Raw genomic sequence first — 25126 nt, forward strand, 5'->3', positions numbered from 1 at the left:
ATAGACGACGGTGGTTGTTCTGAATCTATCGAAGTAGGACAATTGTCGGCTTCCCGACATCATCAGCGATATTGAATGGCCTTCCTCGCACTCGGTATTAACCACAAGACTGCCTCCGTAGACGTGCGCGAGCGCGTGGCGTTTACGCCGGAGCAGTTGGTTGAGGCCCTGCAGCAGCTCTGCCGGCTCACCGACAGTCGCGAAGCTGCGATCCTTTCGACCTGCAATCGCAGCGAGCTCTATATAGAGCAGGAACATCTTTCAGCGGATGTCGTACTGCGCTGGCTGGCCGATTTTCACCATTTGAGCCTCGATGACCTGCGTGCGTGTGCTTATGTGCACGAAGAAGATGCGGCAGTTCGTCACATGATGCGTGTGGCAGCCGGTCTCGATTCGCTGGTGCTGGGCGAACCGCAGATCCTCGGCCAGATGAAGTCCGCCTACGCCGTGGCGCGTGAGGCAGGCACCGTCGGCCCGCTGCTGGGCCGGTTGTTCCAGGCCACGTTCAACTCCGCCAAGCAAGTACGCACCGATACAGCCATCGGTGAAAACCCGGTGTCCGTGGCGTTTGCTGCCGTCAGCCTGGCCAAACAGATTTTCAGTGACTTGCAACGCAGCCAGGCGCTGCTGATCGGCGCCGGCGAGACCATCACCCTGGTCGCCCGTCACCTGCATGACCTGGGCGTGAAGCGCATCGTGGTCGCCAACCGTACCCTGGAGCGCGCAAGCATCCTCGCCGAGCAGTTCGGCGCCCATGCTGTGTTGCTATCGGATATCCCGGCCGAACTGGTGCGCAGCGATATCGTCATCAGCTCCACCGCCAGCCAGTTGCCGATTCTTGGCAAGGGCGCGGTCGAGAGCGCGTTGAAGCTGCGCAAGCACAAGCCGATCTTTATGGTGGATATCGCCGTTCCCCGCGATATCGAACCCGAAGTCGGCGAGTTGGACGACGTTTACCTCTATAGCGTCGACGATTTGCACGAAGTGGTCGCCGAAAACCTCAAGAGCCGCCAGGGCGCCGCCCAGGCCGCTGAAGAGATGGTCAGCACGGGCGCCGAAGATTTCATGGTGCGCCTGCGTGAATTGGCGGCGGTGGATGTGCTCAAGGCGTATCGTCAGCAGGGCGAGCGCTTGCGCGACGAGGAGCTGATCAAGGCTCAGCGTTTGTTGGCCAACGGCAGCAGCGCCGAAGAAGTGCTGATGCAACTGGCTCGCGGTCTCACCAACAAGCTGCTCCACGCACCCAGCGTACAATTGAAAAAGCTTACTGCCGAAGGCCGCCTCGATGCGCTGGCCATGGCCCAGGAACTCTTTGCCCTCGGTGAGGGCGCGTCAGATAGCTCTTCGGATAAAAAATCGCAATGAAAGCGTCACTGCTCAATAAACTGGACGTGCTCCAGGACCGTTTCGAAGAACTGACCGCTTTGCTCGGCGATGGCGAAGTCATCTCCGATCAAACCAAGTTCCGTGCCTATTCCAAGGAGTACGCCGACGTTGAGCCGGTGGTGGCTACCTACAAGAACCTGCTCAAAGTGCAGGCCGACCTTGAAGGCGCCCAGGCACTGCTTAAGGACAGCGACCCGGACATGCGCGAGATGGCCGTGGAAGAAGTTCGCGAAGCCAAGGAAAAACTCGCCGCGCTGGAAGGCGATCTGCAACGCATGCTGCTGCCCAAGGACCCGAACGACGGGCGTAACGTCTTCCTCGAAATCCGTGCCGGCACTGGCGGCGACGAGGCGGCGATCTTCTCCGGCGACCTGTTCCGCATGTATTCGCGTTACGCCGAGCGTCGCGGCTGGCGGGTGGAAATCCTGTCCGAGAACGAGGGCGAACACGGCGGCTATAAAGAAGTCATCGCGCGGGTTGAAGGCGATAACGTTTACGGCAAGCTCAAGTTCGAGTCTGGCGCGCACCGCGTACAACGCGTGCCGGCGACCGAGTCCCAAGGTCGTATCCACACTTCCGCGTGCACTGTCGCCGTGCTGCCCGAGCCGGACGAACAGGAAGCCATCGAGATCAATCCGGCGGACTTGCGCATCGATACCTACCGCTCGTCGGGCGCGGGTGGTCAGCACGTCAACAAGACCGACTCCGCCATCCGCATCACCCACTTGCCCTCGGGCATCGTGGTGGAGTGCCAGGAAGAACGTTCCCAGCACAAGAACCGCGCGCGGGCGATGTCGTGGCTGTCGGCCAAGCTCAACGACCAGCAGACCAGCGCCGCCGCCAACGCGATTGCCAGCGAACGTAAGCTCTTGGTGGGTTCGGGCGATCGCTCCGAACGAATCCGTACCTACAACTTTGCCCAGGGCCGGGTCACCGACCATCGGGTCAACCTCACGCTTTACTCCCTGGACGAGATTCTTGCCGGTGGTGTCGACGCGGTGATCGAGCCGTTGCTCGCCGAATACCAGGCAGATCAACTCGCGGCGATAGGTGAATAAATGACCATCATCGCCAGCCTGCTGCGCGCCGCCGACCTGCCGGACTCGCCCACTGCGCGTCTGGATGCCGAATTGTTGCTGGCGGCGGCGTTGGGCAAGTCGCGCAGTTACCTGCACACCTGGCCGGAAAAAATCGTCACCAGCGAAGACGCGCTGACCTTTGCCGGTTTCCTGCAACGCCGTCGTGGCGGTGAGCCGGTGGCCTATATCCTTGGCCAGCAAGGCTTCTGGAAGTTGGACCTGGAGGTCGCGCCCCACACGCTGATCCCGCGCCCGGACACTGAATTGCTGGTGGAAGCCGCCCTGGAGTTGTTAGCGGCCACACCCGCCAAGGTCCTCGACCTGGGCACCGGCAGCGGCGCCATCGCTTTGGCCCTGGCCAGCGAACGCCCGGCCTGGCAGGTCACCGCCGTCGACCGCGTGCTGGAAGCCGTGGCCTTGGCCGAGCGCAATCGCCAGCGGCTGCACCTCACTAACGCCACGGTGCTGAACAGCCATTGGTTCAGCGCGTTGCAAGGTCATACCTATGACCTGATCATCAGCAACCCGCCTTACATCGCCGCCAATGATCCGCACCTTGTGGCGGGCGATGTGCGCTTTGAACCGGCCAGTGCACTGGTGGCCGGCCATGATGGTTTGGACGACCTGCGCCTGATCATCAAACACGCTCCCGCTCACCTGAATGCCGGTGGGCGATTGCTGCTGGAGCATGGTTACGACCAGGCCCCCGCCGTGCGCGACCTGCTGTTGAGTGAAGGTTTCGAAGACGTACACAGCCGTATCGATCTCGGCGGTCACGAGCGCATTACCCTGGGACGCCGTCCGTGCTGACCGATCAGGAGCTGTTGCGCTATAGCCGACAGATTCTGTTGCAGCATGTCGACATTGACGGCCAATTGCGCCTGAAAAACAGCCGGGCGCTGATCATCGGCCTCGGTGGCCTGGGCGCACCCGTTGCGCTTTACCTGGCGGCAGCCGGTGTGGGCGAGTTGCACCTGGCGGACTTCGACACCGTCGACCTGACCAACCTGCAACGCCAGATCATCCATGACACCGACAGCGTCGGGCAGACCAAGGTCGATTCGGCCTTGCGCCGCCTGACGGCTATCAACCCCGAGATCAAGCTGATCGCCCACCGCACCGCCCTGGATGTTGATTCACTGGCAGCCGCGGTCGAAGCGGTGGACGTGGTGCTCGATTGCAGCGATAACTTCTCCACCCGCGAAGCGGTCAACGCGGCTTGCGTCGCGGCGGCTAAACCCTTGATCAGCGGTGCAGCCATTCGCCTTGAAGGGCAGCTGTCGGTATTCGACCCGCGTCGCGCCGAAAGCCCGTGCTACCACTGTTTATACGGGCACGGCAGCGATACCGAACTCACTTGCAGCGAAGCCGGCGTGGTCGGCCCGCTGGTGGGGCTGGTCGGCAGCTTGCAAGCGCTGGAAGCCTTGAAACTGCTGGCCGGGTTCGGTGAGCCGTTGGTGGGCCGCCTGTTGCTCATCGATGCCTTGACCACGCGCTTTCGCGAATTGCGCGTCAAGCGTGACCCCGGTTGTAGCGTCTGCGGGACTCAGCATGGTTAAGGGCGCGCCTATTGGTGTGTTCGACTCCGGTGTCGGCGGTTTGTCGGTATTGGACGAAATCCAGCAATTGTTGCCCCATGAGTCGTTGCTGTACGTGGCCGACTGCGGGCATATCCCCTATGGAGAGAAAACGCCCGCGTTCATTCGCGAGCGATCGCGGTTGGTTGCCGAGTTTTTCCGCGAAAAGGGCGCCAAGGCCTTTGTGATCGCTTGCAATACCGCGACGGTCGCGGCGGTTGCTGACTTGCGCCAGGATTATCCCGACTGGCCACTGGTGGGCATGGAGCCGGCCGTCAAACCGGCCGCCGCAGCGACCCGTAGTGGCGTGGTCGGCGTGCTTGCCACCACCGGTACCCTGCAAAGCGCCAAATTCGCGGCATTACTCGACCGTTTCGCGACGGATGTGCGGGTCATTACCCAACCCTGCCCAGGGCTGGTGGAACTGATTGAAACCGGCGACCTGAACAGCCCCGCCCTGCGCAAGATGTTGCAGGGATACATCGAGCCGCTGCTCAGCGCCGGCTGTGACACCATCATCCTTGGCTGCACCCACTACCCCTTCCTCAAGCCACTCCTGGCGCAGATGTTGCCTCCCAGCATCATCCTCATCGACACCGGCGCTGCCGTGGCCCGCCAGCTCAAGCGTTTGCTGGGCGAGCGCGACCTGTTGGCCGACGGCAAGCCTGAACCTGCACAGTTCTGGACCAGTGGCGATGTGTATCAGCTAAGAAATATCCTACCGACACTATGGAAATATCCGGGCGTTGTGCGAAGCTTTGGTGCGTGAAAATTTCGTGAAATTCCGGTGTTATCCACTGGAACTTCTGACTACACGCCAGCTTCTATAGCGAGATAGCCTGTACAAAACCATATAACTTCGTTCGGAAAGGATGTTTCTTATGAAGCGCTTGTTCTGTTTGGCTGCGATTGCGGCCGCAGTAGTGGGGCACTCTGTTTCAGCGCAGGCCGCTGGCCTGGAGTTGGGTGTGGGGGGCACCAGCGATTCGACCATGACCTATCGGCTGGGGCTGACATCGGACTGGGATAAAAGCTGGTGGCAGAGCGATACCGGTCGATTGACCGGTTACTGGAGCGGCGCCTACACCTATTGGGACGGAGACAAGCGCGCCAGCGTCAGCAGCCTGTCGTTCTCGCCGGTGTTCGTGTACGAGTTTGCCGGGGAAAAGGTCAAGCCTTATATCGAAGCCGGGATTGGTGTTGCGGTGTTCTCGCGCACCAAAGTGGAAGACAACAACATCGGCCAGGCTTTCCAGTTCGAAGACCGTCTGGGTTTCGGCCTGCGCTTCGCGGGTGGGCATGAAGTGGGCATTCGTGCCACGCATTATTCCAACGCTGGCATCAGCAGCAATAACGATGGTGTAGAGAGTTACGCGCTGCATTACACCATGCCGCTGTAACCTTCAGGCCGTTGAAGATCCCCTGTGGGAGCGGGCTTGCTCGCGAAAGCGGTGTGTCAGTTGGTAAATGTCTGACTGATACACCGCTTTCGCGAGCAAGCCCGCTCCCACATTCAGATCCCCGCTCATTTCATGATCAGCGATACGCCGTCGCAATCCCTTCGCGTTCGGTCAGGCACTCCGGCGCTCCCATCTCGAATTCCCGGCAGATCAGCGGCCGTCGCTCGTAGATCGTACACATCATCGTGTCCCGATCCAGCGCCGCGCACCAGCCGTCGTCCAGGCGCAGCATCACTTCGCCGCCCCAGTCATCGGTGTCGATATAGCGCTCCGGCACGCCGGTGTCGGTGATCAGCATGACCTCCAACTGACAGCAGCAAGCCGCGCAGGTCGAGCAGGTGACCGCGGGTTCGGTGATTTGGGTGTGGGGGATGTTCGTCATAGGGGGCAGTGTAAGGCAAGCGGGTGATACAGGTGTGAAACGACTGACAGGCGTCAGCGTGCCAATCGGTGCAACCCTACAAACACCACCGCCCACAGCAGCGCCAGGACAACCATCGTCGGCGCGAGGGCGAAGCCAAATTTCACCCCCGCCAATTGGCTGCCTGCAAAGTAGGAAAGCGGGCCGCCCACTGCGCCCAATATTGCCGCACGCCACCAGGGACGGGCGCTCCAGGCCAGGCAATGGCGCAATGTCGTCGCGAGCAACGCCCACAACAGGATCAACCAGAAGGGAATCAGCGGCCCCGGTTCCGTGAACTGGAACACGCCCAGCGCACGCAACGTGGTATCCAATAACGTGCCTACGACCGTTACGCTCAGGATCAGCTTGCCGTCGGCGGCCCACGAACTTATCCACAGCAGATGAATGGCAAGTACGGCCAGCCCGACCAGTAGCCACACGCTGTCACCGCCAAGCACACAAGCAAACCAGCCGCACTGAAACAGCACGGCATTGGCCAGTGTCTTAAGCACTGAAACGACCGAGCAGCGGCGGGTTGATCGCGGATGGTTTGGCCAACAGCAATTGCGCGGTGCCGATGGTGCGCTCCATAAAGCCACCTTCGCAGTAGCACAGGTAAAACTCCCACAACCGCAGGAAGTATTCGTCGTAGCCCAATTCTGCCAGGCGGCCGTGCGCGCGGCGAAAATTCTCATGCCACAGGCGCAAGGTGCGCGCGTAGTGCAGGCCGAAATCTTCCATGTGCAGCAGGTTCATATCGGTGTCGCGGCTGACGATCTGCAGCATTTTTTGCACGCAGGGCAGGGCGCCGCCCGGGAAGATATAGCGCTGGATAAAGTCGACGTTGGTTTTGGCCTGTTCGTAGCGTTGGTCGCGAATGGTGATGGCTTGCAGCAACATCAGGCCGTCGCTCTTGAGCAGGTGCGCGCACTGTTTGAAGTAGGTCGGCAGGAAGCGATGACCCACCGCCTCGATCATCTCGATCGACACGAGCTTGTCGTACTGGCCCGTAAGGTCGCGGTAATCCTGTAACAGCAGCGTGACTTGATCCTGCAGCCCCAGGGCGACGATGCGTTTTTCAGTGTAGGCAAACTGCTCTTTGGACAAGGTCGTGGTGGTGACCTTGCAGCCATACTGCTGCGCCGCATACAGCGCCATGCTGCCCCAGCCGGTGCCGATTTCCAGCAGGTGGTCGCTGGGCTTGAGGGCGAGCTTCTGGCAGATGCGCTCCAATTTATTCAGTTGCGCCTGTTCCAGGGTGTCGTCGGCGGTCAGGAATTGCGCCGCCGAGTACATCATGGTCGGGTCGAGGAACTCTTCGAACAGGTCATTGCCCAGGTCATAGTGGGCGGCAATGTTTTTCTGCGAGCCCTTGCGCGTATTGCGGTTGAGCCAGTGCAGGCCCTGGGTGAACGGACGTGTCAGGCGTGCCAGGCCACCTTCCATTGCATCGAGTACGTCGAGGTTACTGACCATCACGCGCACCACCGCCGTGAGGTCCGGGCTGCTCCAGTAACCGTGGATAAAGGCTTCACCGGCACCGATGGAACCGTTGGCCGCCACCAGGCCCCACACGGCCGAATCCAGGATCTGGATCTCCCCCAACAGATGCGCTTCCCGTGCACCGAATACCTGGCGCTCGCCGTCCTCGATCACCACCAACTGACCATGGCGCAACTGGCTGAGTTGCCGCAGCACGGCCTTGCGCAGCAGCGCGGCGGTCATGCCGTTGACGTTCAGGCGATGGGTTTTGACCGATAAGCTAGGGGATTTCATGGCGGCGATCCTTGGTGTACCCGACTGCGGTGCGAGAGGCGCCATCGGCGGCCCGGTGGGAAAAAATCGGTGTGCGTTTGAGCAACAGGCGCAGGGCCTGCCAATAGATCGCGAGGCAGGTCTTGGCGGTCATCCAGGGAAAGCGCCACAAGTAGCGGTGCAGGCTGGTGCGGTTCAGCGTCTCTTTCTGCAGGCTCAAGGTGGCGTCGAAGACTTTCAATTCGCCCTGCCAATCGGCCATGTGCACGCCGAGTTTGGCGGCGGGCGGGCTGAAGCTCATGCGGTATTCCAGGTCGCGCGGCAAGAATGGTGACACATGGAAGGCCTTGGCGACGGCGAAGTGCTGGTGCTCATTCGCGTTCAGTGCCTGGGCCGGCAGCACGTAGTGATAACGCTCGCGCCACGGGGTGTTGGTCACTTCACACAGGATCGCGGCCAGACGTCCGTCGGCCTCGAAGCAGTAGAAGAAACTCACGGGATTAAAAGCCAGGCCCCAACTGCGGGCCTGGGTCAGTAGGCAGATAACGCCCTGGGGTGTACGCCCCAGTGCCTTGCCGACTTCCTGGCGCACGGCATCGCTCAAGCTCATGCCGGTGCGCGTCAATTCACGCAGGTAGTCCTGCTGGCGAAAACCGAAAGGCGCCAGGCGGCTGCGCCCGGCCAGGGGCGTAAGCCCGAGCACTTCGTGTTCCTCGCTCAGGTCCAGGTACAGCAGGCCGATGCGATACCGAAAGGCGTGGGCCTTGGGCGCAAACCGGCGATGGGCAATCCAGCCGCTGTACAGGGCGCTGTTCACAGGGCTTCTCCAAACGCCTGGGCCACGTGCAGGGCGCTGACCACGCCGTCTTCGTGGAAACCGTTGGCCCAGTAGGCACCGCAGTAGAAGGTGTTGCGCACGCCGGATATTTCTTCCCGGCGTCCCTGGGCCGCCACTGCCGCCAGACTGTATTGCGGGTGGGCGTAGGTGTAGCGGGCAAGAATCTTCAGCGGGTTGATCATCGGCGTCTGGTTGAGGCTGACGCAAAACGTGGTGTCGCTGTCGATGCCTTGCAGGATGTTCATGTCATAGGTGACCGCCGCCTGCGTCTGACGGTTGGGGGTGAGCCGGTAGTTCCAGCTGGCCCAGGCCAATTGGCGGTCGGGTAACAGGCGCGTGTCGGTGTGCAGCACGACATCATTGTCGGCATAGGGCAGTGCGCCCAATATTTGCAGCTCGGACTCGCTGGGGTCGCCGAGCAACGCCAGCGCTTGGTCGCTGTGGCAGGCAAACACCACCTTGTCGAAGGCTTCGGTGCCGGCGGCACTGTGGACCACCACGCCCTCTTCATTGCGCTCCACCAGATGCACCGGGCAATCGAGGCGGATATGTTCGCGAAAGTTGCGGGTCAGGGGTTCGATATAGCTGCTTGAGCCACCCTCGATCACACACCACTGTGGCCGGTTGTTCACCGAGAGCAGCCCGTGATTCTTGAAAAAGCGCACAAAGAACTGCAGCGGAAATTTCAGCATGTCCACCAGCGACATCGACCAGATCGCGGCACCCATCGGCACGATGTAATGCAGGATGAACCGCGGGCCATAGCCTTTCGCTTCGAGGTAATCCCCCAGCGTCATGTCGGCGCTGATGCGTTGCTCTTGCAGGTCCAGCGGTGCCTCGCGATTGAAACGCAGGATGTCGCGCAACATGCCCCAGAACCCGGGCGACAGGATGTTGCTGCGCTGGGCAAACAGGCTGTTGATGTTGTTGCCGTTGTACTCGAACCGGGTGTTTTCGTCGCACACCGAAAAGCTCATTTCAGTGGGTTTGAACTTCACCCCGATCTGCCCTAACAGGCGGATGAAGTTCGGGTAGGTCCAGTCGTTGAACACGATAAAACCGGTGTCTATCGCGTAGCTTTTATCGTCGACGGTGACGTTGACCGTGTGGGTATGCCCGCCGATGCGGTTGCCCGCTTCGAACAGCGTGATTTCATGACGACGGCTGAGCAGGTAGGCACTGGTCAGCCCCGCGATGCCGCTGCCGATGATGGCGATCTTCATAGGTCGTCCTTCTTCGGCGGCGGGCTGCGCAACATGCGTTTACCGATGATCAGTTGTGCGCGGTTTGGCAGTTTCGACAGCGGCCACAGGGTGGCGATAAACAGGGCGGGAAAGGCAATTTCCAGCGGGCGTTTTTCCAGCTTGGCGAAGATGTGCCGCGCGGCTTTGTCCGCCGACCAACTGAGCGGCATGGGGAAGTCATTGCGTTCGGTCAGTGGCGTATCGACAAAGCCCGGACTGATCACGGTCACGTCGATATTTTCCGGCGACAGGCTGATGCGCAGGGACTCGAACAGGTAGCGCAAGCCAGCCTTGGAGGCGCCATAGGCTTCGGCGCGCGGCATTGGCAAGTAGGTCACGGCGCTGGCGACACCCACCAAGTGTGGCGTCTGCCCGGCGCGCAACAGCGGCAGGGCGGCTTCGATGCAATAACTGCTCGCCAGCAGGTTGGTACGAACCACGTGCTCGATGATCGATGAGTCGAACTGACGTGCGTCCACGTACTCGCAGGTGCCGGCATTGAGGATCACCGTGTCCAGCGAACCCCAGACCACGCCGATATGCTCGCCGATCTCGCGCACGGTCTGGCTGTTGGTCAGGTCGCCCGCCACCACCAGCACTTGGCCGGGGTAGCGTTGCGCGAGCGCTTCCAAAGGCCCTTTGGTGCGGGAACTGAGCGCCACATGGGCGCCGCTGTTGAGCAACTCCACGGCCAGTGCGGCACCGATACCACTGCTGGCGCCAGTCAGCCAATAACGGCGGGGCGGTGTCAGGCTCATCCCATTCTCCTTTTAAGCCAGCTGATGACGCTGCCCAGCACGGGCAAGTGTTCGTACAGCATGGCGCCGGCATCGAAATAGTCCCGGTGGCGGTACACCTTGTCGCGCCACATCAAGTGCGAGCAACCTTCCACCCGGATCACTTTGCCGTTGGCCAGGCGAGGGTGGCAAAAACTCATTTTCCAGCGCAAGTAACCTTCGCCTTCGGCGACCTGGTCGAAACTGTGGAAGTCAAAGCGCAGCTGGCTGACGTTGCTGTACAGATCGGCGAAGTAGCGGTGCAGGGCTGGCAAGCCATGGACTTCGTGCAGCGGGTCGGCGAAAGCAATGTCCTGGCTGTACAGGCTGTCGAGCAGGTGCAAGTTGTGCTTGTCCAGCGCGGTGAAGGCCTGGGCGAAGCGGCGCAGGAAGTCACTCATAGTCGCCCCCTGCGGCTTGGCGCGAGGGCAGGTTGCGGAAAGCGGCCAGCGCACGTTCACGGGATTTTTTCAGGTCGACGATCGAGCGCGGGTAGTCAGCCACGCCGAACAGGCCGCCGGCGGCTTCGGGGTTGTGCACGTCCTTTTTATTCAGCGCGGCCAGTTCCGGCAGCCAGTGCTTGATGAACACGCCTTCAGCGTCGAATTTCTCCGATTGGCTCAACGGGCTGAAAATCCGAAAGTATGGCGCGGAGTCGGTGCCGGTGGATGAACTCCACTGCCAGCCGCCGTTGTTCGCCGCCAGGTCGCCGTCGATCAGGTGGCGCATGAAAAAACGCTCGCCTTCGCGCCAGTCAATCAGCAGGTTCTTGGTCAGGAACATCGCCACCACCATGCGCAGGCGGTTATGCATCCAGCCGGTTTCCAGCAGTTGGCGCATGGCCGCATCGATGATCGGCAAGCCGGTGCGCGCTTCCTGCCAGGCGGCGAGGTCCTTGGGCGCGTTGCGCCAGGCCACGGCTTCGGTTTCCGGGCGGAACGCGCGGTGGCGCGACACCCGTGGGTAACCGACCAGGATGTGTTTGTAGAACTCGCGCCACAGCAATTCATTGATCCAGGTGATGGCGCCCAGGTCGCCACTTTCGAACTCGCCGCCGTTGGTTTGCAGCGCGGCATGCAGGCACTGTCGCGGCGAAACGACGCCCGCTGCAAGGTAGGCAGACAACTGGCTGGTACCGGGTTTCGCGGGGAAGTCGCGTTCGTCTTTGTAGTAGCTGATTTGCTGATCGGCGAAGGCATCGAGGCGCCGCCGGGCTTCGTCTTCACCGGCTGGCCAGAGGGCGCGCAGGCTGTCGCTGGGTGGGGCGAAACCTTCGACTGTGTTCGGGACGGGATCGCTTTTCAGCTTGAGCGGCGCCTGGGGCTTTGGCGCTGCAACCATGCGCGGCAGGGCGCTGTGCAGGCGGGTGTAGCAGACTTTACGGAACTGGCTGAACACCTGGAAATATGTACCGGTCTTGGTCAGCACACTGCCGGGTTGGAAGAACAGTTGATCGAGGTAACGGTGGAAGGTCACGCCATCGGCTTCCAAAGCCTTGTACACGGCAGCATCACGACGACTTTCGTGAATGCCATATTCTTCGTTGACGTGCACCGACTCCGCCGACAGCTCGCGGCACAGCTTGCTCAGTACGTCGGGCGCTTGGTCCCAAGTGGCTGCGGTGCGGATCAGCAGGGGAATATTCAGCGCGCCCAGCGTTTTGCTCAGGTCTTGCAGGTTGCGCAGCCAGAAGTCCACTTTGCACGGCGCATCATCGTGGGACTGCCATTGCTGCGGCGTGATCAGGTACACGGCCGCAATCGGGCCCCGCTGGCTCGCGGCGGCCAGAGCAGTGTTGTCGTGCAGGCGCAGGTCGGTGCGCAGCCAGATCAAATGCATTTAAACAAGTCCACGCTGGATCAGCAGTTGGTGAGCCGACAACGGATCTTCGGCGACGAACAATTCGGGGAGGTCATGGGTTAATACGGACAACTCGGCCTGGTGGATGCATACCGTTGGTCCGACAATCAACTTTGGGCAACTGACGCCACTCAGAAGTTTTGCGAACGCCGACAGATGGAGCGACTTGCTCGAATAGAGCAGCACCGCACGCGGTTGCAGGTGTTCCACCGCCAGGGCCAGCTCACCGGCGGGCAGCGGCCAGTCGAACACTTCCACCGGGCAGTCGGCGCTGCTGGCGAGCCAGGCGCTGAGCCACAGGTGCGGCTCCAGGGGCAGGTCGGATTGGTTGACCAACAGCAGCGGCGCACCATGCAGCTGACGATTATTGTGGTAGATGCGCGCGCCAAACTTGCTGCGCAGCCAGGACAGGAAAAACACCCGTTCCATCTGCGCGCCGAACTGGCCTTGCCAGCGTTGTTCCAGCTCCTGCAGCAACGGCAGCAGCAGTTGCTCGCACAGGGTGCGGGGCGGGTAGAGCGCCATGGCCTGGTTGAAGGCGTCATCCACCCGGCGCTCGGTCAATTCGCTGATGGCTTGCACCAGGTTCTGGCGCAGGCTGTGCCATTCGTTTTCGACGGCATCGGGAATGGCCTGGGCGGAGTCGATCAGGCCTTTGACCTGGCTGACCGGTACGCCGCGATTGAGCCAGGTGAGGATGGTGTGGATACGTTGTACATGCTCGGCGCTGAACAGCCGATGCCCCTTGGGTGTGCGCTGGGGCACGATGAGGCCGTAACGGCGTTCCCAGGCGCGCAGGGTCACGGCGTTGACGCCGGTCTGGCGCGCCACTTCGCGGATCGGCAGCCAGCCATCTTCGAGGGCTTGGGCGAAGTCTTCGCCGGGTTCGTCTAGCAGGGCAGCTCTCATGGTCTAGATCGCATTTCGCAGGCTGAGGTTTTCCGGGTGCGGTTGCAGATAGGCCTGCTGCGCGATGTAGCGGTCCGGGTGTTGACGAAAGTGGTGCTTGAGCAGGGTCATCGGCACCACCAAAGGCACGATGCCGTGGCGGTATTGGCCGATGACGGTTTGCATTTCCTGCTTGTCGTCGGCGCTGATGGCCTGCTTGAGGTAACCGCTGATGTGTTGCAGCACATTGGTGTGGGTGCCACGGGTGGCGCACTTGGTCAGGCCGGTCATCAGCTCGCTGAAATAACCGCTGGCCAATTCATCCAGGTTGGCGTCCTTGGTCATGCTGCCCAGCAGGTGGCCGAGGCTTTTGTAATGCGCCGGACTGTGGGCCATCAACAAGTATTTGTAGCGCGAATGAAAGGCCAGCAGGCGGTGACGGGTCAGGCCTTCGGCCAGCAGTTGCTGCCAACTGGCGTACACGAATACGCGAGTCAGGAAGTTTTCACGCAGCACCGGGTCATTCAGCCGACCGTCTTCTTCCACCGGCAGATTGGGATGGCGGGCACAAAAGGCCTGGGCGTAGATACCGCGCCCGCCGCCGTCCACCGGAGTGCCATTTTCGCGGTACACCTTGACCCGCTCCAGGCCACAGGACGGCGACTTCTGCATGAAAATGTAGCCGCACAGGTCGGTGTGTTCCGCCGCCATCTGCTGGCCATAGTCGTCCAGCGGCTGGGTGACGTTCAGCTCGCGGTTCACCGTGCCGACGGCTTGCGGGTGAGCAGGGTCGCCCACCAGGCGGATGGGTTCGCGGGGAATGCCCAGGCCAATGGCGACTTCGGGGCACAGCGGCACAAAGTCGAAATAATCGGCGAGAGTCTGGCTGCACAGCAGGGATTGTTTATGGCCACCGTTGAAGCGCACGTTTTCGCCCAGCAGGCAGGCGCTGATGGCGATCTTCGGTTTGGTGATGCTGGACATAAACGAACCCTCGCCAGATTCCTGTACAAGGTTTTAATCTTGTACAACTAAATCCCATCATAGATTCGATGCTGTACAAGTCAAACTATTTGTACAAGTTTTGCGCGTTGGCTATTTCCAGCCGATTTTCCAGGCGTCGATATCCTGCAGGGTTTGCCAGGGCAGGCGTTCGCTGCGGTGGGTCATGACCGCCTGCAGTTCGATTTCCAGCACGGTGCCTTCATCATCACGAAACAATTCGGTGACCAGGAAGTGTTTTTCCTTGTTTCAGGGGCGCGCTGCTGTCCATTTTGACAGCAGCAGTTTTGCGGGATTGATGCGGTTCATTGCAGGTGTTCCATCAAGCGTCGCGCGGCTTCCTGGCCACTGAGCCATGCACCTTCTACCCGGCCCGACAGGCACCAGTCGCCACACACGTACAGGCCCAGATCGGCGTCGGCCAGTACGCCGAATTCATGACTGCTGGACGGTCGCGCATAGAGCCAGCGGTGCGCCAGGCTGAACGACGGCGCGGGCATGGCGCTGTGCAGCAGTTCGGCGAAAGCGCCGTGCAGGTGCTCGATCACCGCCTCCTTCGACAGGTCCAGATGGGCCCTGCTCCATGCGCTGGTGGCATGCAACACCCACGTGTCGAGGTGGGTGTCGCGCCCAGGTTTGCTGCGGTTGCGCGCGAGCCAATCGAGGGGACTGTCCTGGACGAAGCAGCCCTCCATCGGCGTATCCAGGGGCTTGTCGAACGCCAGGGCGATGGCCCAGGTAGGGTCCATTTTCACGCCTGCGGCGGCACTCGCCAACTTGGGTGCGGCAGCCAGCAGGGCGGTGGCCTGGGGCGCTGGAGTGGCGATGATCACGTGACTGAACGGGCCGTGGTTTTCGCCGTCGGCATCCAGCAGGTTCCAGTGTTGTTTGCCCTGGAACACCTCGGTGATGCGGCAACCGAACTCCACCGGCAGGTCGTCGAGCAGCGCACGGGTGATCGCGCTCATGCGCGGCGTGCCGACCCAGCGGATCTGTTCATCGGGAGAGGGCGTGAGCTGGCCGGACTTGAAGTTGTACAGCTGGGGCTTCCATTGCTCGGCCCAGCCATTGCTTTGCCAGCGTTGCACTTCGTTGACGAAGCGCCGGTCACGGGCGGTGAAGTATTGCGCCCCCATGTCCAGAGAGCCGGCATCGCTGCGCTTGCTGGACATGCGGCCACCACTGCCGCGGCTTTTATCGAAGAGTTGTACGACGTGCCCCGCGTCTCGTAACGCTCGGGCGGCGGAGAGACCGGCGATGCCGGTGCCGATGATCGCGATGGGAACAGTCATGGGAGGCCTCGTTTTACCGTTGGTACAGACTACGCCGACACCAATAGCTGTACAATATTGTTTTTTGGTATAAGTTTTGGCTTACCTGTTCTTACGGCGTGACCTATGGTTAAAGCACAGGCTTAATCCAACGTTACGCCCGTTCAAATTGATCCCTGCTTATAAAATAGACCAGTGCGGGGCGGCGAACGTTACATGAGGAAGATCCCATGCACATTTTGCTGACCGGCGGTACTGGCCTGATCGGCCGCCAACTCTGCCAACACTGGCTTGCTCAAGGGCATCGACTGACGGTGTGGAGTCGTCATCCGGAACAGGTTGCCAAGCTGTGCGGCGCACAGGTAGCAGGCGTTGAACACCTGCAACAGGTTATCGGCCCGGTGGATGCCGTCATTAACCTGGCCGGCGCGCCCATTGCTGATCGTCCCTGGACCCACAAGCGCAAGGCGCTGCTTTGGAGCAGCCGCATCAGTCTGACTGAAACCTTGCTGGCGTGGCTTGAGGGGCTGGAGCAAAAACCTGCGGTGTTGATTTCCGGTTCAGCGGTGGGTTGGTACGGCGACGGCGGTGAGCGTGAGTTGACCGAAGCCAGCGGCCCGGTGCAGGACGATTTCCCCAGCCAGCTGTGCATTGCCTGGGAAGAAACTGCCCAGCGCGCCGAAGCCTTGGGGATTCGCGTCGTGTTGGTACGGACCGGTTTGGTGTTGTCGGCCGAGGGCGGCTTTTTGTCGCGGCTGTTGCTGCCGTTCAAACTGGCGCTGGGCGGGCCTATCGGCACTGGTCGGCAGTGGATGCCGTGGGTACATATCAAGGATCAAATCGCCCTGATTGATTTTCTTCTGCACAAGGCTGATGCCAGTGGTCCTTATAATGCCTGCGCGCCACACCCGGTACGCAATCGCGAGTTTGCGAAAACCCTGGGCCGGGTGCTGCACCGTCCGGCGTTCATGCCGATGCCGGCCTTTGCATTGAAGGTCGGCCTGGGTGAGTTGTCCGGCCTGTTGCTGGGTGGGCAGAAGGCAGTGCCCGAGCGCTTGTTGGCCGCCGGTTTCACCTTCCAGTTTACTGAGTTGCACGCGGCCCTGGATGACGTGTCCAGCCGCCTCTAAAGATAGGATGTTGCATGACGGATCACGCGTTGTTACTGGTCAATCTGGGTTCACCGGCGTCCACCTCGGTGGCCGATGTGCGCAGCTACCTCAATCAGTTCTTGATGGACCCTTATGTGATCGACCTGCCGTGGCCGGTGCGGCGCTTGCTGGTGTCACTGATCTTGATCAAGCGCCCCGAGCAGTCGGCCCACGCCTACGCGTCCATCTGGTGGGACGAGGGCTCGCCGCTGGTGGTGCTCAGTCGTCGCCTGCAACAGCAGATGACCGCACAGTGGACTCAAGGCCCGGTGGAATTGGCGATGCGCTACGGTGAGCCGTCCATTGAAACGGTGCTGACCCGCCTCGCCGCCCAGGGCATCCGTAAAGTCACCCTGGCGCCGCTGTACCCGCAGTTCGCGGACAGCACCGTGACCACGGTGATTGAGGAAGCCAAGCGCGTGGTGCGCGACAAAAAGCTCGATGTGCAATTCTCCATCCTGCAACCGTTCTACGATCAGCCCGAATACCTCGATGCCCTGGTAGCAAGCGCGCGGCCATACGTGGAACAGAATTACGACCACTTGCTGCTGAGTTTCCACGGCTTGCCTGAGCGCCACCTGACCAAGCTCGACCCTACCGGCCAGCATTGCTTCAAGGATGCCGACTGCTGCAAGAACGCGTCCGCCGAGGTGCTTAAGACCTGCTATCGCGCGCAGTGCTTCAGCGTCGCCCGTGATTTTGCCGCGCGCCTGGGCCTGCCGGAAGATAAATGGTCGGTGTCGTTCCAATCGCGCCTGGGCCGCGCGAAGTGGATCGAACCCTACACCGAAGCGCGCCTGGAGGCGTTGGCCCAGCAAGGCGTGAAAAAGCTGCTGGTGATGTGCCCGGCGTTCGTGGCCGATTGCATCGAGACGCTGGAGGAAATAGGCGATCGTGGGCTTGAGCAGTTCCGCGAAGCTGGGGGCGAGGAGTTGGTGCTGGTGCCGTGCCTCAATGATGATCCGCAATGGGCTAAGGCGCTGAATACTTTGTGCGAAAGAGCGCCAACGCCGTTATAACTCAAGCCGAGTGAAGATCGAAATGTGGGAGCGGGCTTGCTCGCGAATGCGGTGGATCAGTCAAATAATCAGTGACTGACAGACCGCACTCGCGAGCAAGCCCGCTCCCACATGGTTTACCGTGTTTACAGGTTAAGCGTCAGGCTGACCGTGAGATTGCGCGGCTCACCCGGATTGATCCAGTAATTGCTGTAGGACCGCTCGTAGTACTTCTCATCAAACAGGTTGTTCAAGTTCAAACCCACGGTGACATTCTCCGTGGCTTTGTAATGGGCCAGCAGATCAACCGTGTGGTACGCCGGCAGCTCGAAACCCGTGCCGGCCTCACCGGAGCGATCACCGACGTAGGTGATCGCTGCACCCAGGTCGGAGCCGCGCAACGCGCCGTCCTGGAATTCATACACCCCCAACAGACTGCCGCTGCGCTTGGCGACCCCGAGAATCCGGCTGCCGGCGGGAATGGTTTTATCGCCCTTGGTCACTTCGGCGTCGATGTAGGCAAACGCGCCGATCACCCTTATGGCATCGCTTACTTGCCCGCTCACTTGCAGGTCCAGGCCCTGGCTGCGCGCTTTGCCCACGGCGCGGTTGAGATTGGTGGCCGGGTCCAGCGTCAATACGTTTTCCTTTTCGATATGGAACGCGGCGAGGGTTGCGCTGAGGCGGTCGTCGAACAGCTCGCTCTTGATCCCCACTTCATAGCCCACGCCTTCTTCCGGCTTGAAGGATTTGTTGTTGGCGTCCAGGCCACTGTTGGGCTTGAACGACGTGGAGGCGTTGGCGAACACCCCAACCTGCGGCGTGAGCTGATAGAGCAGGCCGGCGCGTTGAGTAAAGGCGTCGTGAGTCTGCTTGCTCTTGGCGTGGTTGCGGGTGAAGTCGTCGATGCTCTGCTCGAAATGCTCGAAGCGCACACCGACCATGCCGCGCAAGCGATCTGTGAAGATGATCTGGTCTTGCAGGTTCAGCGCGTGGCTTTTGGTCTGTTCGAAGAAGTCGGTGCCGGAGCGCGTGCCGTTGGGTTTGGGCTGGCCGTAAACCGGGTTGTAGATGTCAATGGCGTAGTCACGGCCGCCGATAGCTGTCACGCGTTCTTTCTTGCGGTAGTCCTCGTACTCGGTGCCGACCAGCAGTTCATGCTGCCAACTGCCAATGTCGAACAGCCCACGCAGCTCCAGCTGGGTAATGCTGTCGTGCCAACCCGTCGAGCGTTCGCGATAACGGCGGTTGATAGTGTGGCCGTCGGGGTTCAGTGCACGGTTTTCCGAAGCGTCGCCCCACAGGCTGCCTTGCTTGTAATGGCTGGCCAGGCGCAGTTTCCAGGCGTCGTTGAGGTGGTGTTCGAGGGTGGCCTGGAGGCGGTTGTTGTGGTTGTCGATATCGCCGTCGTTGGGTTCACCGAGGAAGGTGGAACGGGATAGGCCGGGGGCGTCGACGATGCCTCGGTCGAAGGTGGAGCTGTGACGGACGAATTCGCTTTCCACCAGCAGGCTGGTATCCGGGTCCAACTGCCAGCTGAACGAAGGCGCGACGAATACCCGCTTGCTCTGCACGTGGTCACGGAAGCTGTGGTTGTCTTCCACCGCCAGGTTGACACGAGTCAGCACCTTGCCTTCGCTGTCCAGCGGGGTGTTCACGTCCACAGCGGTGCGATAGCGGTCCCAACTGCCCGCGCTGGTTTGCAAGGTAGTGAAGGCTTCAGGCTGAGGCTTCTTGGTGACGATGTTCACGGTGCCGCCGGGATCGCCACGCCCGTACAGGCTGGCGGCAGGGCCCTTGAGCACTTCGATGCGTTCAATGTTGGCCGCGTCCGGTGTGCTCGGGTAGCCACGGTTGGCGCTGAAGCCGTCCTGATAGAACTCCGACGTGGTGAAGCCGCGCACGCTGTATTCGTAGAGGGTCAGGCCGCCGAAGTTGTTCTGCTTGGACACGCCGCCGGCAAATTCCAGGGCGCGTTCCACGTTGGTGCTGCCCAGGTCTTTGAGCACCGTGGCGGGAATCACGCTGATGGATTGTGGGATGTCACGAATCGCCGTGTCGGTTTTTGTCGCACTGGCGGAACGGGTGGCGCGGTAACCTTTGACTGGGCTGGAGGCGGACTCGTAGGCGTCAGTGGTGACGCTGATGGTGTCGAGTTCCAGGGTATTTTCTTCGGCGTAGGCGGGGTCGAGCAGCAAACCCAAGGCCAGGCCAGCCAAGGGGGCGATTTTTCGAGACGGCATGATAGAGCATTCCAATAGCGATATTGAAACAATATAACATGACCGATGAGAATGGATCGCTCTGAAATATCAGCTTACAGGTGCCCTCGAATGGGCACCTGGGCAGCGAATTATTCCTCTTCCTTGACCGGCGCCGGCGGTGGGCGCAAACCGATTTCCGCCAGCAACTTGATCTCTTTGCCGTTGCGCATCACCTGTATTGCGACCTTGTCCGTGGGCTTGATCCGCGCCACCTGGTTCATCGACTTGCGGCCATCACCTGCCGGTTCGCCATTTATGCTGAGAATCACATCGCCCAATTGCAGGCCGGCTTTTTGCGCCGGGCCATCGCGGAAGATTCCGGCGACCACGATGCCTGGGCGTCCGGTCAAGCCAAACGACTCGGCCAATTCCTTGGTCAACGGTTGCACTTCAATCCCCAGCCAGCCACGAATCACCTGACCGTGCTCGATGATCGACTTCATCACCTCCATCGCCAGCTTCACCGGAATCGCAAAACCGATGCCCTGTGAGCCGCCGGACTTGGAGAAAATCGCCGTGTTGATACCGGTCAGATTGCCATTGGCGTCCACCAGCGCACCGCCGGAGTTGCCGGGGTTGATTGCCGCGTCGGTCTGGATGAAATCTTCGTAGCTGTTCAGGCCCAACTGATTACGCCCAGTGGCGCTGATGATGCCCATGGTCACGGTCTGCCCGACGCCAAACGGGTTGCCGATGGCCAGCGCCACATCACCGACGCGCAAGCCATCGGAACGGCCGAGGGTAATGGCTGGCAGGCTTTTCAGGTCGATCTTCAGTACCGCGAGGTCGGTTTCCGGGTCGCTGCCCACCACGCGGGCCAGGGTTTCGCGGCCGTCACGCAGGGCCACCACGATCTGGTCGGCGCCGGTGGTCACGTGGTTGTTGGTGAGAATGTAGCCTTCGGGGCTCATGATCACGCCCGAACCCAGGCTGGATTCCATGCGCCGCTGCTTGGGTCCGTTGTCGCCGAAATAGCGGCGGAACTGCGGGTCTTCAAACAGCGGGTGCGCCGGCTTGTTGATGACCTTGGTCGTGTACAGGTTGACCACCGCAGGGGCGGCGATGGTGACCGCATCGGCGTAAGTCACCGGGCCTTGTACCACCGCGCTGGTCTGCGGTGCCTGTTGCAGGTTCACATCCAGGCTGGGTAGGCCCACCAGCTCGGGGTAACGCTGAATAATCAGCATCGCGATCAGCACGCCAGCCAACAATGGCCATCCAAAAAAACGCAGCGCCTTGAGCATCAAGTTAGTCCTGACAGGTTGCAGGGGGCGAGAGAGCGCCCATAATGTCGCGCATTATACGAGGCTGTGACGCCTGCGAACGGGATATTTAGGAGTCTTTTATGGCCGTCCCCCTTACCACCCTCGTCGAGGAAGCGGACCGCTACCTCGGCAGTGCAAAAATTGCCGATTATTGCCCCAACGGCCTGCAGGTCGAGGGCCGCCCGCAGGTGATGCGCATCGTCAGTGGCGTGACCGCCAGCCAGGCCCTGCTGGACGCGGCCGTCGAGGCCCAGGCCGATCTGATCCTGGTGCACCACGGTTACTTCTGGAAAGGCGAAAACCCCTGCGTCACCGGCATGAAACAGCGCCGCCTCAAGACCCTGCTCAAGCACGACATCAGCCTGCTCGCCTACCACTTGCCGCTGGACCTGCACCCCGAGGTCGGCAATAACGTGCAACTCGCCCGTCAGCTGGATATCACGGTGGAAGGCCCGCTTGACCCGAGCAACCCCAAGATCGTCGGCCTGGTCGGCTCCCTTGCCGAGCCCTTGTCGCCCCGTGATTTTGCCCGCCGCGTGCAGGAAGTCATGGGCCGCGAACCGCTATTGATCGAAGGCGGCGAGATGATCCGTCGCGTCGGCTGGTGCACGGGCGGTGGCCAGGGCTACATCGACCAGGCGATTGCCGCCGGCGTCGACCTGTACCTGAGCGGCGAAGCCTCCGAGCAGACCTTTCACAGCGCCCGCGAAAACGACGTCAGCTTCATCGCCGCAGGCCACCATGCCACTGAGCGCTATGGTGTACAGGCGCTGGGTGATTACCTGGCGCGGCGCTTCGCGTTGGAACATCTCTTCATCGATTGCCCCAATCCGATCTGAGCCTCACCACAGAAAGCCCAAACTTGGGGGCATATTCATATACCGTTTCGATCTAGTCCGCTCCCTGAATAGAAGCAGGTGCTGTGCTAGCATGCCTCGCTCGAACACGGCCCGCTGGCCGTCCATAAGATCGTTTTTCCGTGAGTAACCATGGTCGACAAACTGACGCATCTGAAACAGCTGGAGGCGGAAAGCATCCACATCATCCGCGAGGTCGCCGCCGAGTTCGACAACCCGGTGATGCTCTACTCAATCGGTAAAGACTCCGCCGTGATGCTGCACCTGGCACGCAAGGCCTTCTTCCCGGGCAAACTGCCGTTCCCTGTGATGCACGTCGACACCCGCTGGAAATTCCAGGAGATGTACCGGTTCCGCGACAAGATGGTCGAAGAACTGGGCCTGGACTTGATCACCCACGTGAACCCGGACGGCGTGGCGCAGGGCATCAACCCCTTCACCCACGGCAGCGCCAAGCACACCGACATCATGAAGACCGAAGGCCTCAAGCAGGCCCTGGACAAGCATGGTTTCGACGCAGCCTTCGGCGGTGCCCGTCGCGATGAAGAGAAATCCCGCGCCAAAGAGCGCGTGTACTCGTTCCGCGACAGCAAGCACCGCTGGGACCCGAAAAACCAGCGTCCCGAGCTGTGGAACGTCTACAACGGCAACGTCAACAAGGGTGAGTCCATCCGTGTGTTCCCGCTGTCCAACTGGACCGAGCTGGACATCTGGCAGTACATCTACCTGGAAGGCATCCCGATCGTGCCGCTGTACTTCGCCGCCGAACGCGAAGTGATCGAGAAGAACGGCACGTTGATCATGATCGACGACGACCGCATCCTTGAGCACTTGTCTGACGAAGACAAAGCCCGAATCGTCAAAAAGAAAGTACGTTTCCGTACCCTTGGCTGCTACCCGTTGACGGGCGCGGTGGAGTCCGAAGCCGAGACGCTGACGGACATCATTCAGGAAATGCTCCTGACGCGAACTTCCGAGCGCCAGGGCCGTGTCATCGACCACGATGGTGCCGGCTCGATGGAAGATAAAAAACGTCAAGGCTATTTCTAAGGGGCTGTCATGTCGCATCAATCTGATTTGATCAGCGAGGACATCCTCGCCTACCTGGGCCAGCACGAGCGCAAGGAAATGTTGCGCTTCCTGACCTGTGGCAACGTCGACGACGGCAAGAGCACCCTGATCGGGCGCCTGCTGCACGACTCCAAGATGATCTACGAAGATCACCTGGAAGCCATCACCCGCGATTCGAAGAAGTCCGGTACCACTGGCGACGATATCGACCTGGCGTTGCTCGTCGACGGCCTGCAGGCCGAGCGTGAGCAAGGCATCACCATCGACGTTGCTTACCGCTACTTCTCCACCGCCAAGCGCAAATTCATCATCGCCGACACCCCCGGCCATGAGCAGTACACCCGCAACATGGCCACCGGTGCGTCCACCTGTGACCTGGCGATCATCCTGATCGACGCCCGCTACGGCGTGCAGACCCAGACCCGTCGTCACAGCTTTATCGCCTCGTTGCTGGGCATCAAGCACATCGTGGTGGCCGTCAACAAGATGGACATCAATGGCTTTGACCAAAGCGTATTCGAGCAGATCAAGGCTGATTACCTGAAGTTCGCCGACGGTATCGCCTTCAAGCCAAGCACCCTGGCCTTTGTGCCGATGTCGGCGCTCAAGGGCGACAACGTGGTGAACAAGAGTGAGCGTTCGCCTTGGTACACCGGCCAGTCGCTGATGGAAATCCTCGAAACCGTCGAGATTGCCAACGACCGCAACTACACCGACCTACGTTTCCCGGTGCAGTACGTCAATCGCCCGAACCTGAACTTCCGCGGTTTTGCCGGCACCCTGGCCAGCGGCATCGTGCACAAGGGCGACGAAGTCGTGGTATTGCCGTCGGGCAAGAGCAGCCGGGTCAAGTCCATTGTCACCTTTGAGGGTGAGCTGGAACACGCAGGCCCAGGCCAGGCCGTGACCCTGACCATGGAAGACGAGATCGACATCTCCCGTGGCGACTTGCTGGTACACGCCGATAACGTGCCGCAAGTGACCGACGCCTTCGACGCCATGCTGGTGTGGATGGCTGAAGAACCGATGCTGCCGGGCAAGAAATACGACATCAAGCGCGCCACCAGCTACGTGCCGGGCTCCATCACCAGCATCGTGCACCGCGTGGATGTGAACACCCTGGCCGAAGGTCCGGCGAGTTCGCTGCAACTGAACGAAATTGGCCGAGTCAAGGTCAGCCTTGATGCCGCCATCGCCCTGGACGGCTACGACAGCAATCGCACCACCGGTGCGTTTATCGTCATCGACCGTTTGACCAACGGCACCGTGGCAGCCGGCATGATCATCGCGCCGCCTATCACCCACGGCAGCTCGGCGCAGCACGGCAATTTGGCTCACGTAGCCACCGAGGAACGCGCGCTGCGCTTCGGCCAGCAACCGGCCACCGTGCTGTTCACCGGCCTGTCGGGCGCCGGCAAGAGCACCTTGGCCTACGCGGTTGAGCGCAAGCTCTTCGACATGGGCCGTGCGGTGTTCGTACTGGATGGCCAGAACCTGCGTCACGACCTGAACAAGGGCTTGCCGCATGACCGTGCCGGCCGTACCGAGAACTGGCGTCGTGCCGCGCATGTGGCGCGTCAGTTCAACGAAGCGGGCCTGCTGACCCTGGCCGCGTTTGTGGCCCCGGATGCCGAAGGCCGCGAACAGGCTAAGGCGCTGATCGGCAGCGATCGCCTGCTGACGGTCTACGTGCAAGCGTCGCCGCTGGTGTGCGCCGAGCGTGATCCGCAAGGCTTGTACGCCGCCGGTGGGGATAACATCCCGGGCGAGTCCTTCCCGTATGACGTGCCGTTGAACGCCGACCTGGTGATCGACACCCAGGCACTGTCGCTGGAAGAAAGCGTCAAGCAAGTGCTGGAGCTGTTGCGTCAGCGCGGCGCGATCTAACCCTCGCGGCCATAAAAAAGCCCGCCACCGAGTGATCGGTGGCGGGCTTTTTTCATTCTCAAGATCAGACTCGGTCAAAAATGTGGGAGCGGGC

At 61.0% G+C, this 25126-nt stretch carries 24 protein-coding genes and 1 pseudogene; 11 read left to right on the plus strand and 14 right to left on the minus strand.

Annotated elements, in window-relative coordinates; translation table 11 throughout:
• Positions 1-75 precede the first annotated feature (75 nt).
• The 6 genes from hemA (at position 76) to AB4N92_RS15850 (ending at position 5442) form a co-directional block, all read left to right on the plus strand.
• Positions 76-1365, plus strand: coding sequence for a glutamyl-tRNA reductase (hemA, locus tag AB4N92_RS15825; RefSeq protein WP_010213311.1), 1290 nt, complete (start codon positions 76-78; stop codon positions 1363-1365).
• On the plus strand, positions 1362-2444 hold the full coding sequence (prfA, locus tag AB4N92_RS15830) for a peptide chain release factor 1 (protein WP_010213310.1): 1083 nt from the start codon (positions 1362-1364) through the stop codon (positions 2442-2444). Before hemA ends, prfA begins: the two co-directional genes overlap by 4 nt.
• Positions 2445-3275, plus strand: a complete 831-nt coding sequence (gene prmC / locus AB4N92_RS15835) for a peptide chain release factor N(5)-glutamine methyltransferase (protein ID WP_010213309.1) — start codon at positions 2445-2447, stop codon at positions 3273-3275.
• Positions 3269-4024, plus strand: a complete 756-nt coding sequence (locus AB4N92_RS15840) for a molybdopterin-synthase adenylyltransferase MoeB (RefSeq protein ID WP_010213308.1) — start codon at positions 3269-3271, stop codon at positions 4022-4024. The genes prmC and AB4N92_RS15840 overlap by 7 nt, the downstream gene beginning before the upstream one ends.
• A complete protein-coding gene (gene murI / locus AB4N92_RS15845; protein WP_010213307.1) occupies positions 4017-4811 on the plus strand; it encodes a glutamate racemase in 795 nt (264 codons plus the stop codon). Before AB4N92_RS15840 ends, murI begins: the two co-directional genes overlap by 8 nt.
• Before the next feature lie 112 nt (positions 4812-4923).
• On the plus strand, positions 4924-5442 hold the full coding sequence (locus AB4N92_RS15850; RefSeq protein WP_010213306.1) for an acyloxyacyl hydrolase: 519 nt from the start codon (positions 4924-4926) through the stop codon (positions 5440-5442).
• Between the two features lie 136 nt (positions 5443-5578).
• On the opposite strand, the gene AB4N92_RS15855 is transcribed toward AB4N92_RS15850, so the two are convergent.
• From AB4N92_RS15855 to AB4N92_RS15910, 12 genes and pseudogenes are all read right to left on the minus strand, one after another.
• Positions 5579-5884, minus strand: a complete 306-nt coding sequence (locus tag AB4N92_RS15855) for a YkgJ family cysteine cluster protein (RefSeq protein ID WP_016977069.1) — start codon at positions 5882-5884, stop codon at positions 5579-5581.
• A gap of 53 nt (positions 5885-5937) precedes the next feature.
• Positions 5938-6417 (minus strand): DUF2878 domain-containing protein, encoded by a 480-nt coding sequence (locus AB4N92_RS15860; protein ID WP_042571046.1) that lies wholly within the window; start codon positions 6415-6417, stop codon positions 5938-5940.
• Positions 6410-7681, minus strand: coding sequence for an SAM-dependent methyltransferase (locus AB4N92_RS15865; protein WP_010213303.1), 1272 nt, complete (start codon positions 7679-7681; stop codon positions 6410-6412). The genes AB4N92_RS15860 and AB4N92_RS15865 overlap by 8 nt, the downstream gene beginning before the upstream one ends.
• Positions 7668-8477, minus strand: coding sequence for a DUF1365 domain-containing protein (locus AB4N92_RS15870; RefSeq protein WP_010213302.1), 810 nt, complete (start codon positions 8475-8477; stop codon positions 7668-7670). Before AB4N92_RS15870 ends, AB4N92_RS15865 begins: the two co-directional genes overlap by 14 nt.
• Positions 8474-9721, minus strand: coding sequence for an NAD(P)/FAD-dependent oxidoreductase (locus tag AB4N92_RS15875; protein WP_042571047.1), 1248 nt, complete (start codon positions 9719-9721; stop codon positions 8474-8476). The genes AB4N92_RS15870 and AB4N92_RS15875 overlap by 4 nt, the downstream gene beginning before the upstream one ends.
• Positions 9718-10500, minus strand: a complete 783-nt coding sequence (locus AB4N92_RS15880) for an SDR family NAD(P)-dependent oxidoreductase (protein ID WP_010213299.1) — start codon at positions 10498-10500, stop codon at positions 9718-9720. The genes AB4N92_RS15875 and AB4N92_RS15880 overlap by 4 nt, the downstream gene beginning before the upstream one ends.
• Complete coding sequence (locus AB4N92_RS15885; protein ID WP_010213297.1) at positions 10497-10919, minus strand: nuclear transport factor 2 family protein; 423 nt, start codon at positions 10917-10919, stop codon at positions 10497-10499. The genes AB4N92_RS15880 and AB4N92_RS15885 overlap by 4 nt, the downstream gene beginning before the upstream one ends.
• The gene (phrB, locus tag AB4N92_RS15890) at positions 10912-12357 is read right to left on the minus strand and encodes a deoxyribodipyrimidine photo-lyase (protein ID WP_021491930.1); all 1446 of its coding nucleotides are present in this window, start codon (positions 12355-12357) and stop codon (positions 10912-10914) included. Before phrB ends, AB4N92_RS15885 begins: the two co-directional genes overlap by 8 nt.
• Positions 12358-13287, minus strand: a complete 930-nt coding sequence (locus tag AB4N92_RS15895; protein WP_044286616.1) for a MerR family transcriptional regulator — start codon at positions 13285-13287, stop codon at positions 12358-12360.
• 3 nt (positions 13288-13290) lie between these two features.
• Positions 13291-14250, minus strand: a complete 960-nt coding sequence (locus AB4N92_RS15900) for a YbgA family protein (protein ID WP_010213292.1) — start codon at positions 14248-14250, stop codon at positions 13291-13293.
• 111 nt (positions 14251-14361) lie between these two features.
• Positions 14362-14577: pseudogene (locus tag AB4N92_RS15905) on the minus strand (TIGR02450 family Trp-rich protein).
• Positions 14574-15560: an NAD(P)/FAD-dependent oxidoreductase gene (locus AB4N92_RS15910; RefSeq protein ID WP_010213289.1), complete on the minus strand. Its 987-nt coding sequence runs from the start codon at positions 15558-15560 to the stop codon at positions 14574-14576. The pseudogene AB4N92_RS15905 and the gene AB4N92_RS15910 overlap by 4 nt, the downstream one beginning before the upstream one ends.
• A 209-nt stretch (positions 15561-15769) precedes the next feature.
• Here AB4N92_RS15910 and AB4N92_RS15915 point away from each other — a divergent pair, with 209 nt between their 5' ends.
• A complete protein-coding gene (locus AB4N92_RS15915; protein ID WP_010213288.1) occupies positions 15770-16669 on the plus strand; it encodes a TIGR01777 family oxidoreductase in 900 nt (299 codons plus the stop codon).
• Positions 16670-16683: 14 nt separating this feature from the next.
• The gene (gene hemH / locus AB4N92_RS15920) at positions 16684-17709 is read left to right on the plus strand and encodes a ferrochelatase (protein ID WP_021491928.1); all 1026 of its coding nucleotides are present in this window, start codon (positions 16684-16686) and stop codon (positions 17707-17709) included.
• A gap of 125 nt (positions 17710-17834) precedes the next feature.
• Here hemH and AB4N92_RS15925 read toward each other — a convergent pair whose 3' ends face one another.
• Positions 17835-19931, minus strand: a complete 2097-nt coding sequence (locus tag AB4N92_RS15925; protein WP_044286620.1) for a TonB-dependent siderophore receptor — start codon at positions 19929-19931, stop codon at positions 17835-17837.
• A 110-nt stretch (positions 19932-20041) separates the two neighbouring features.
• Positions 20042-21196 carry a Do family serine endopeptidase AlgW gene (gene algW, locus AB4N92_RS15930; RefSeq protein ID WP_010213284.1) on the minus strand — a complete coding sequence of 385 codons (1155 nt, stop codon included), beginning with the start codon at positions 21194-21196 and terminating at the stop codon, positions 20042-20044.
• A gap of 101 nt (positions 21197-21297) precedes the next feature.
• Here algW and AB4N92_RS15935 point away from each other — a divergent pair, with 101 nt between their 5' ends.
• The 3 genes from AB4N92_RS15935 to cysN all read left to right on the plus strand — a co-directional run bounded on the left by AB4N92_RS15935 (position 21298) and on the right by cysN (position 25032).
• Positions 21298-22056 (plus strand): Nif3-like dinuclear metal center hexameric protein, encoded by a 759-nt coding sequence (locus AB4N92_RS15935; RefSeq protein ID WP_042571051.1) that lies wholly within the window; start codon positions 21298-21300, stop codon positions 22054-22056.
• Positions 22057-22206: 150 nt separating this feature from the next.
• Complete coding sequence (gene cysD, locus AB4N92_RS15940) at positions 22207-23124, plus strand: sulfate adenylyltransferase subunit CysD (protein WP_010213282.1); 918 nt, start codon at positions 22207-22209, stop codon at positions 23122-23124.
• 9 nt (positions 23125-23133) lie between these two features.
• Positions 23134-25032 (plus strand): sulfate adenylyltransferase subunit CysN, encoded by a 1899-nt coding sequence (gene cysN, locus AB4N92_RS15945; protein WP_010213281.1) that lies wholly within the window; start codon positions 23134-23136, stop codon positions 25030-25032.
• The last annotated feature ends 94 nt before the right edge of the window (positions 25033-25126 follow it).

This window comes from Pseudomonas sp. S3_A09, assembly GCF_054668065.1.

Excerpts from the sequence above, each read along its gene's own strand:
- prfA (WP_010213310.1), top strand. The coding sequence starts at position 1,362 with ATGAAAGCGTCACTGCTCAATAAACTGGACGTGCTCCAGGACCGTTTC.
- AB4N92_RS15885 (WP_010213297.1), bottom strand. The coding sequence starts at position 10,919 with ATGAGTGACTTCCTGCGCCGCTTCGCCCAGGCCTTCACCGCGCTGGAC.
- AB4N92_RS15895 (WP_044286616.1), bottom strand. The coding sequence starts at position 13,287 with ATGAGAGCTGCCCTGCTAGACGAACCCGGCGAAGACTTCGCCCAAGCC.
- AB4N92_RS15910 (WP_010213289.1), bottom strand. The coding sequence starts at position 15,560 with ATGACTGTTCCCATCGCGATCATCGGCACCGGCATCGCCGGTCTCTCC.
- cysN (WP_010213281.1), top strand. The coding sequence starts at position 23,134 with ATGTCGCATCAATCTGATTTGATCAGCGAGGACATCCTCGCCTACCTG.
- AB4N92_RS15935 (WP_042571051.1), top strand. The coding sequence starts at position 21,298 with ATGGCCGTCCCCCTTACCACCCTCGTCGAGGAAGCGGACCGCTACCTC.
- AB4N92_RS15900 (WP_010213292.1), bottom strand. The coding sequence starts at position 14,250 with ATGTCCAGCATCACCAAACCGAAGATCGCCATCAGCGCCTGCCTGCTG.
- AB4N92_RS15875 (WP_042571047.1), bottom strand. The coding sequence starts at position 9,721 with ATGAAGATCGCCATCATCGGCAGCGGCATCGCGGGGCTGACCAGTGCC.
- AB4N92_RS15925 (WP_044286620.1), bottom strand. The coding sequence starts at position 19,931 with ATGCCGTCTCGAAAAATCGCCCCCTTGGCTGGCCTGGCCTTGGGTTTG.
- prmC (WP_010213309.1), top strand. The coding sequence starts at position 2,445 with ATGACCATCATCGCCAGCCTGCTGCGCGCCGCCGACCTGCCGGACTCG.
- AB4N92_RS15915 (WP_010213288.1), top strand. The coding sequence starts at position 15,770 with ATGCACATTTTGCTGACCGGCGGTACTGGCCTGATCGGCCGCCAACTC.
- AB4N92_RS15855 (WP_016977069.1), bottom strand. The coding sequence starts at position 5,884 with ATGACGAACATCCCCCACACCCAAATCACCGAACCCGCGGTCACCTGC.
- hemA (WP_010213311.1), top strand. The coding sequence starts at position 76 with ATGGCCTTCCTCGCACTCGGTATTAACCACAAGACTGCCTCCGTAGAC.
- phrB (WP_021491930.1), bottom strand. The coding sequence starts at position 12,357 with ATGCATTTGATCTGGCTGCGCACCGACCTGCGCCTGCACGACAACACT.
- AB4N92_RS15880 (WP_010213299.1), bottom strand. The coding sequence starts at position 10,500 with ATGAGCCTGACACCGCCCCGCCGTTATTGGCTGACTGGCGCCAGCAGT.
- algW (WP_010213284.1), bottom strand. The coding sequence starts at position 21,196 with ATGCTCAAGGCGCTGCGTTTTTTTGGATGGCCATTGTTGGCTGGCGTG.
- cysD (WP_010213282.1), top strand. The coding sequence starts at position 22,207 with ATGGTCGACAAACTGACGCATCTGAAACAGCTGGAGGCGGAAAGCATC.
- AB4N92_RS15850 (WP_010213306.1), top strand. The coding sequence starts at position 4,924 with ATGAAGCGCTTGTTCTGTTTGGCTGCGATTGCGGCCGCAGTAGTGGGG.
- hemH (WP_021491928.1), top strand. The coding sequence starts at position 16,684 with ATGACGGATCACGCGTTGTTACTGGTCAATCTGGGTTCACCGGCGTCC.
- murI (WP_010213307.1), top strand. The coding sequence starts at position 4,017 with ATGGTTAAGGGCGCGCCTATTGGTGTGTTCGACTCCGGTGTCGGCGGT.
- AB4N92_RS15865 (WP_010213303.1), bottom strand. The coding sequence starts at position 7,681 with ATGAAATCCCCTAGCTTATCGGTCAAAACCCATCGCCTGAACGTCAAC.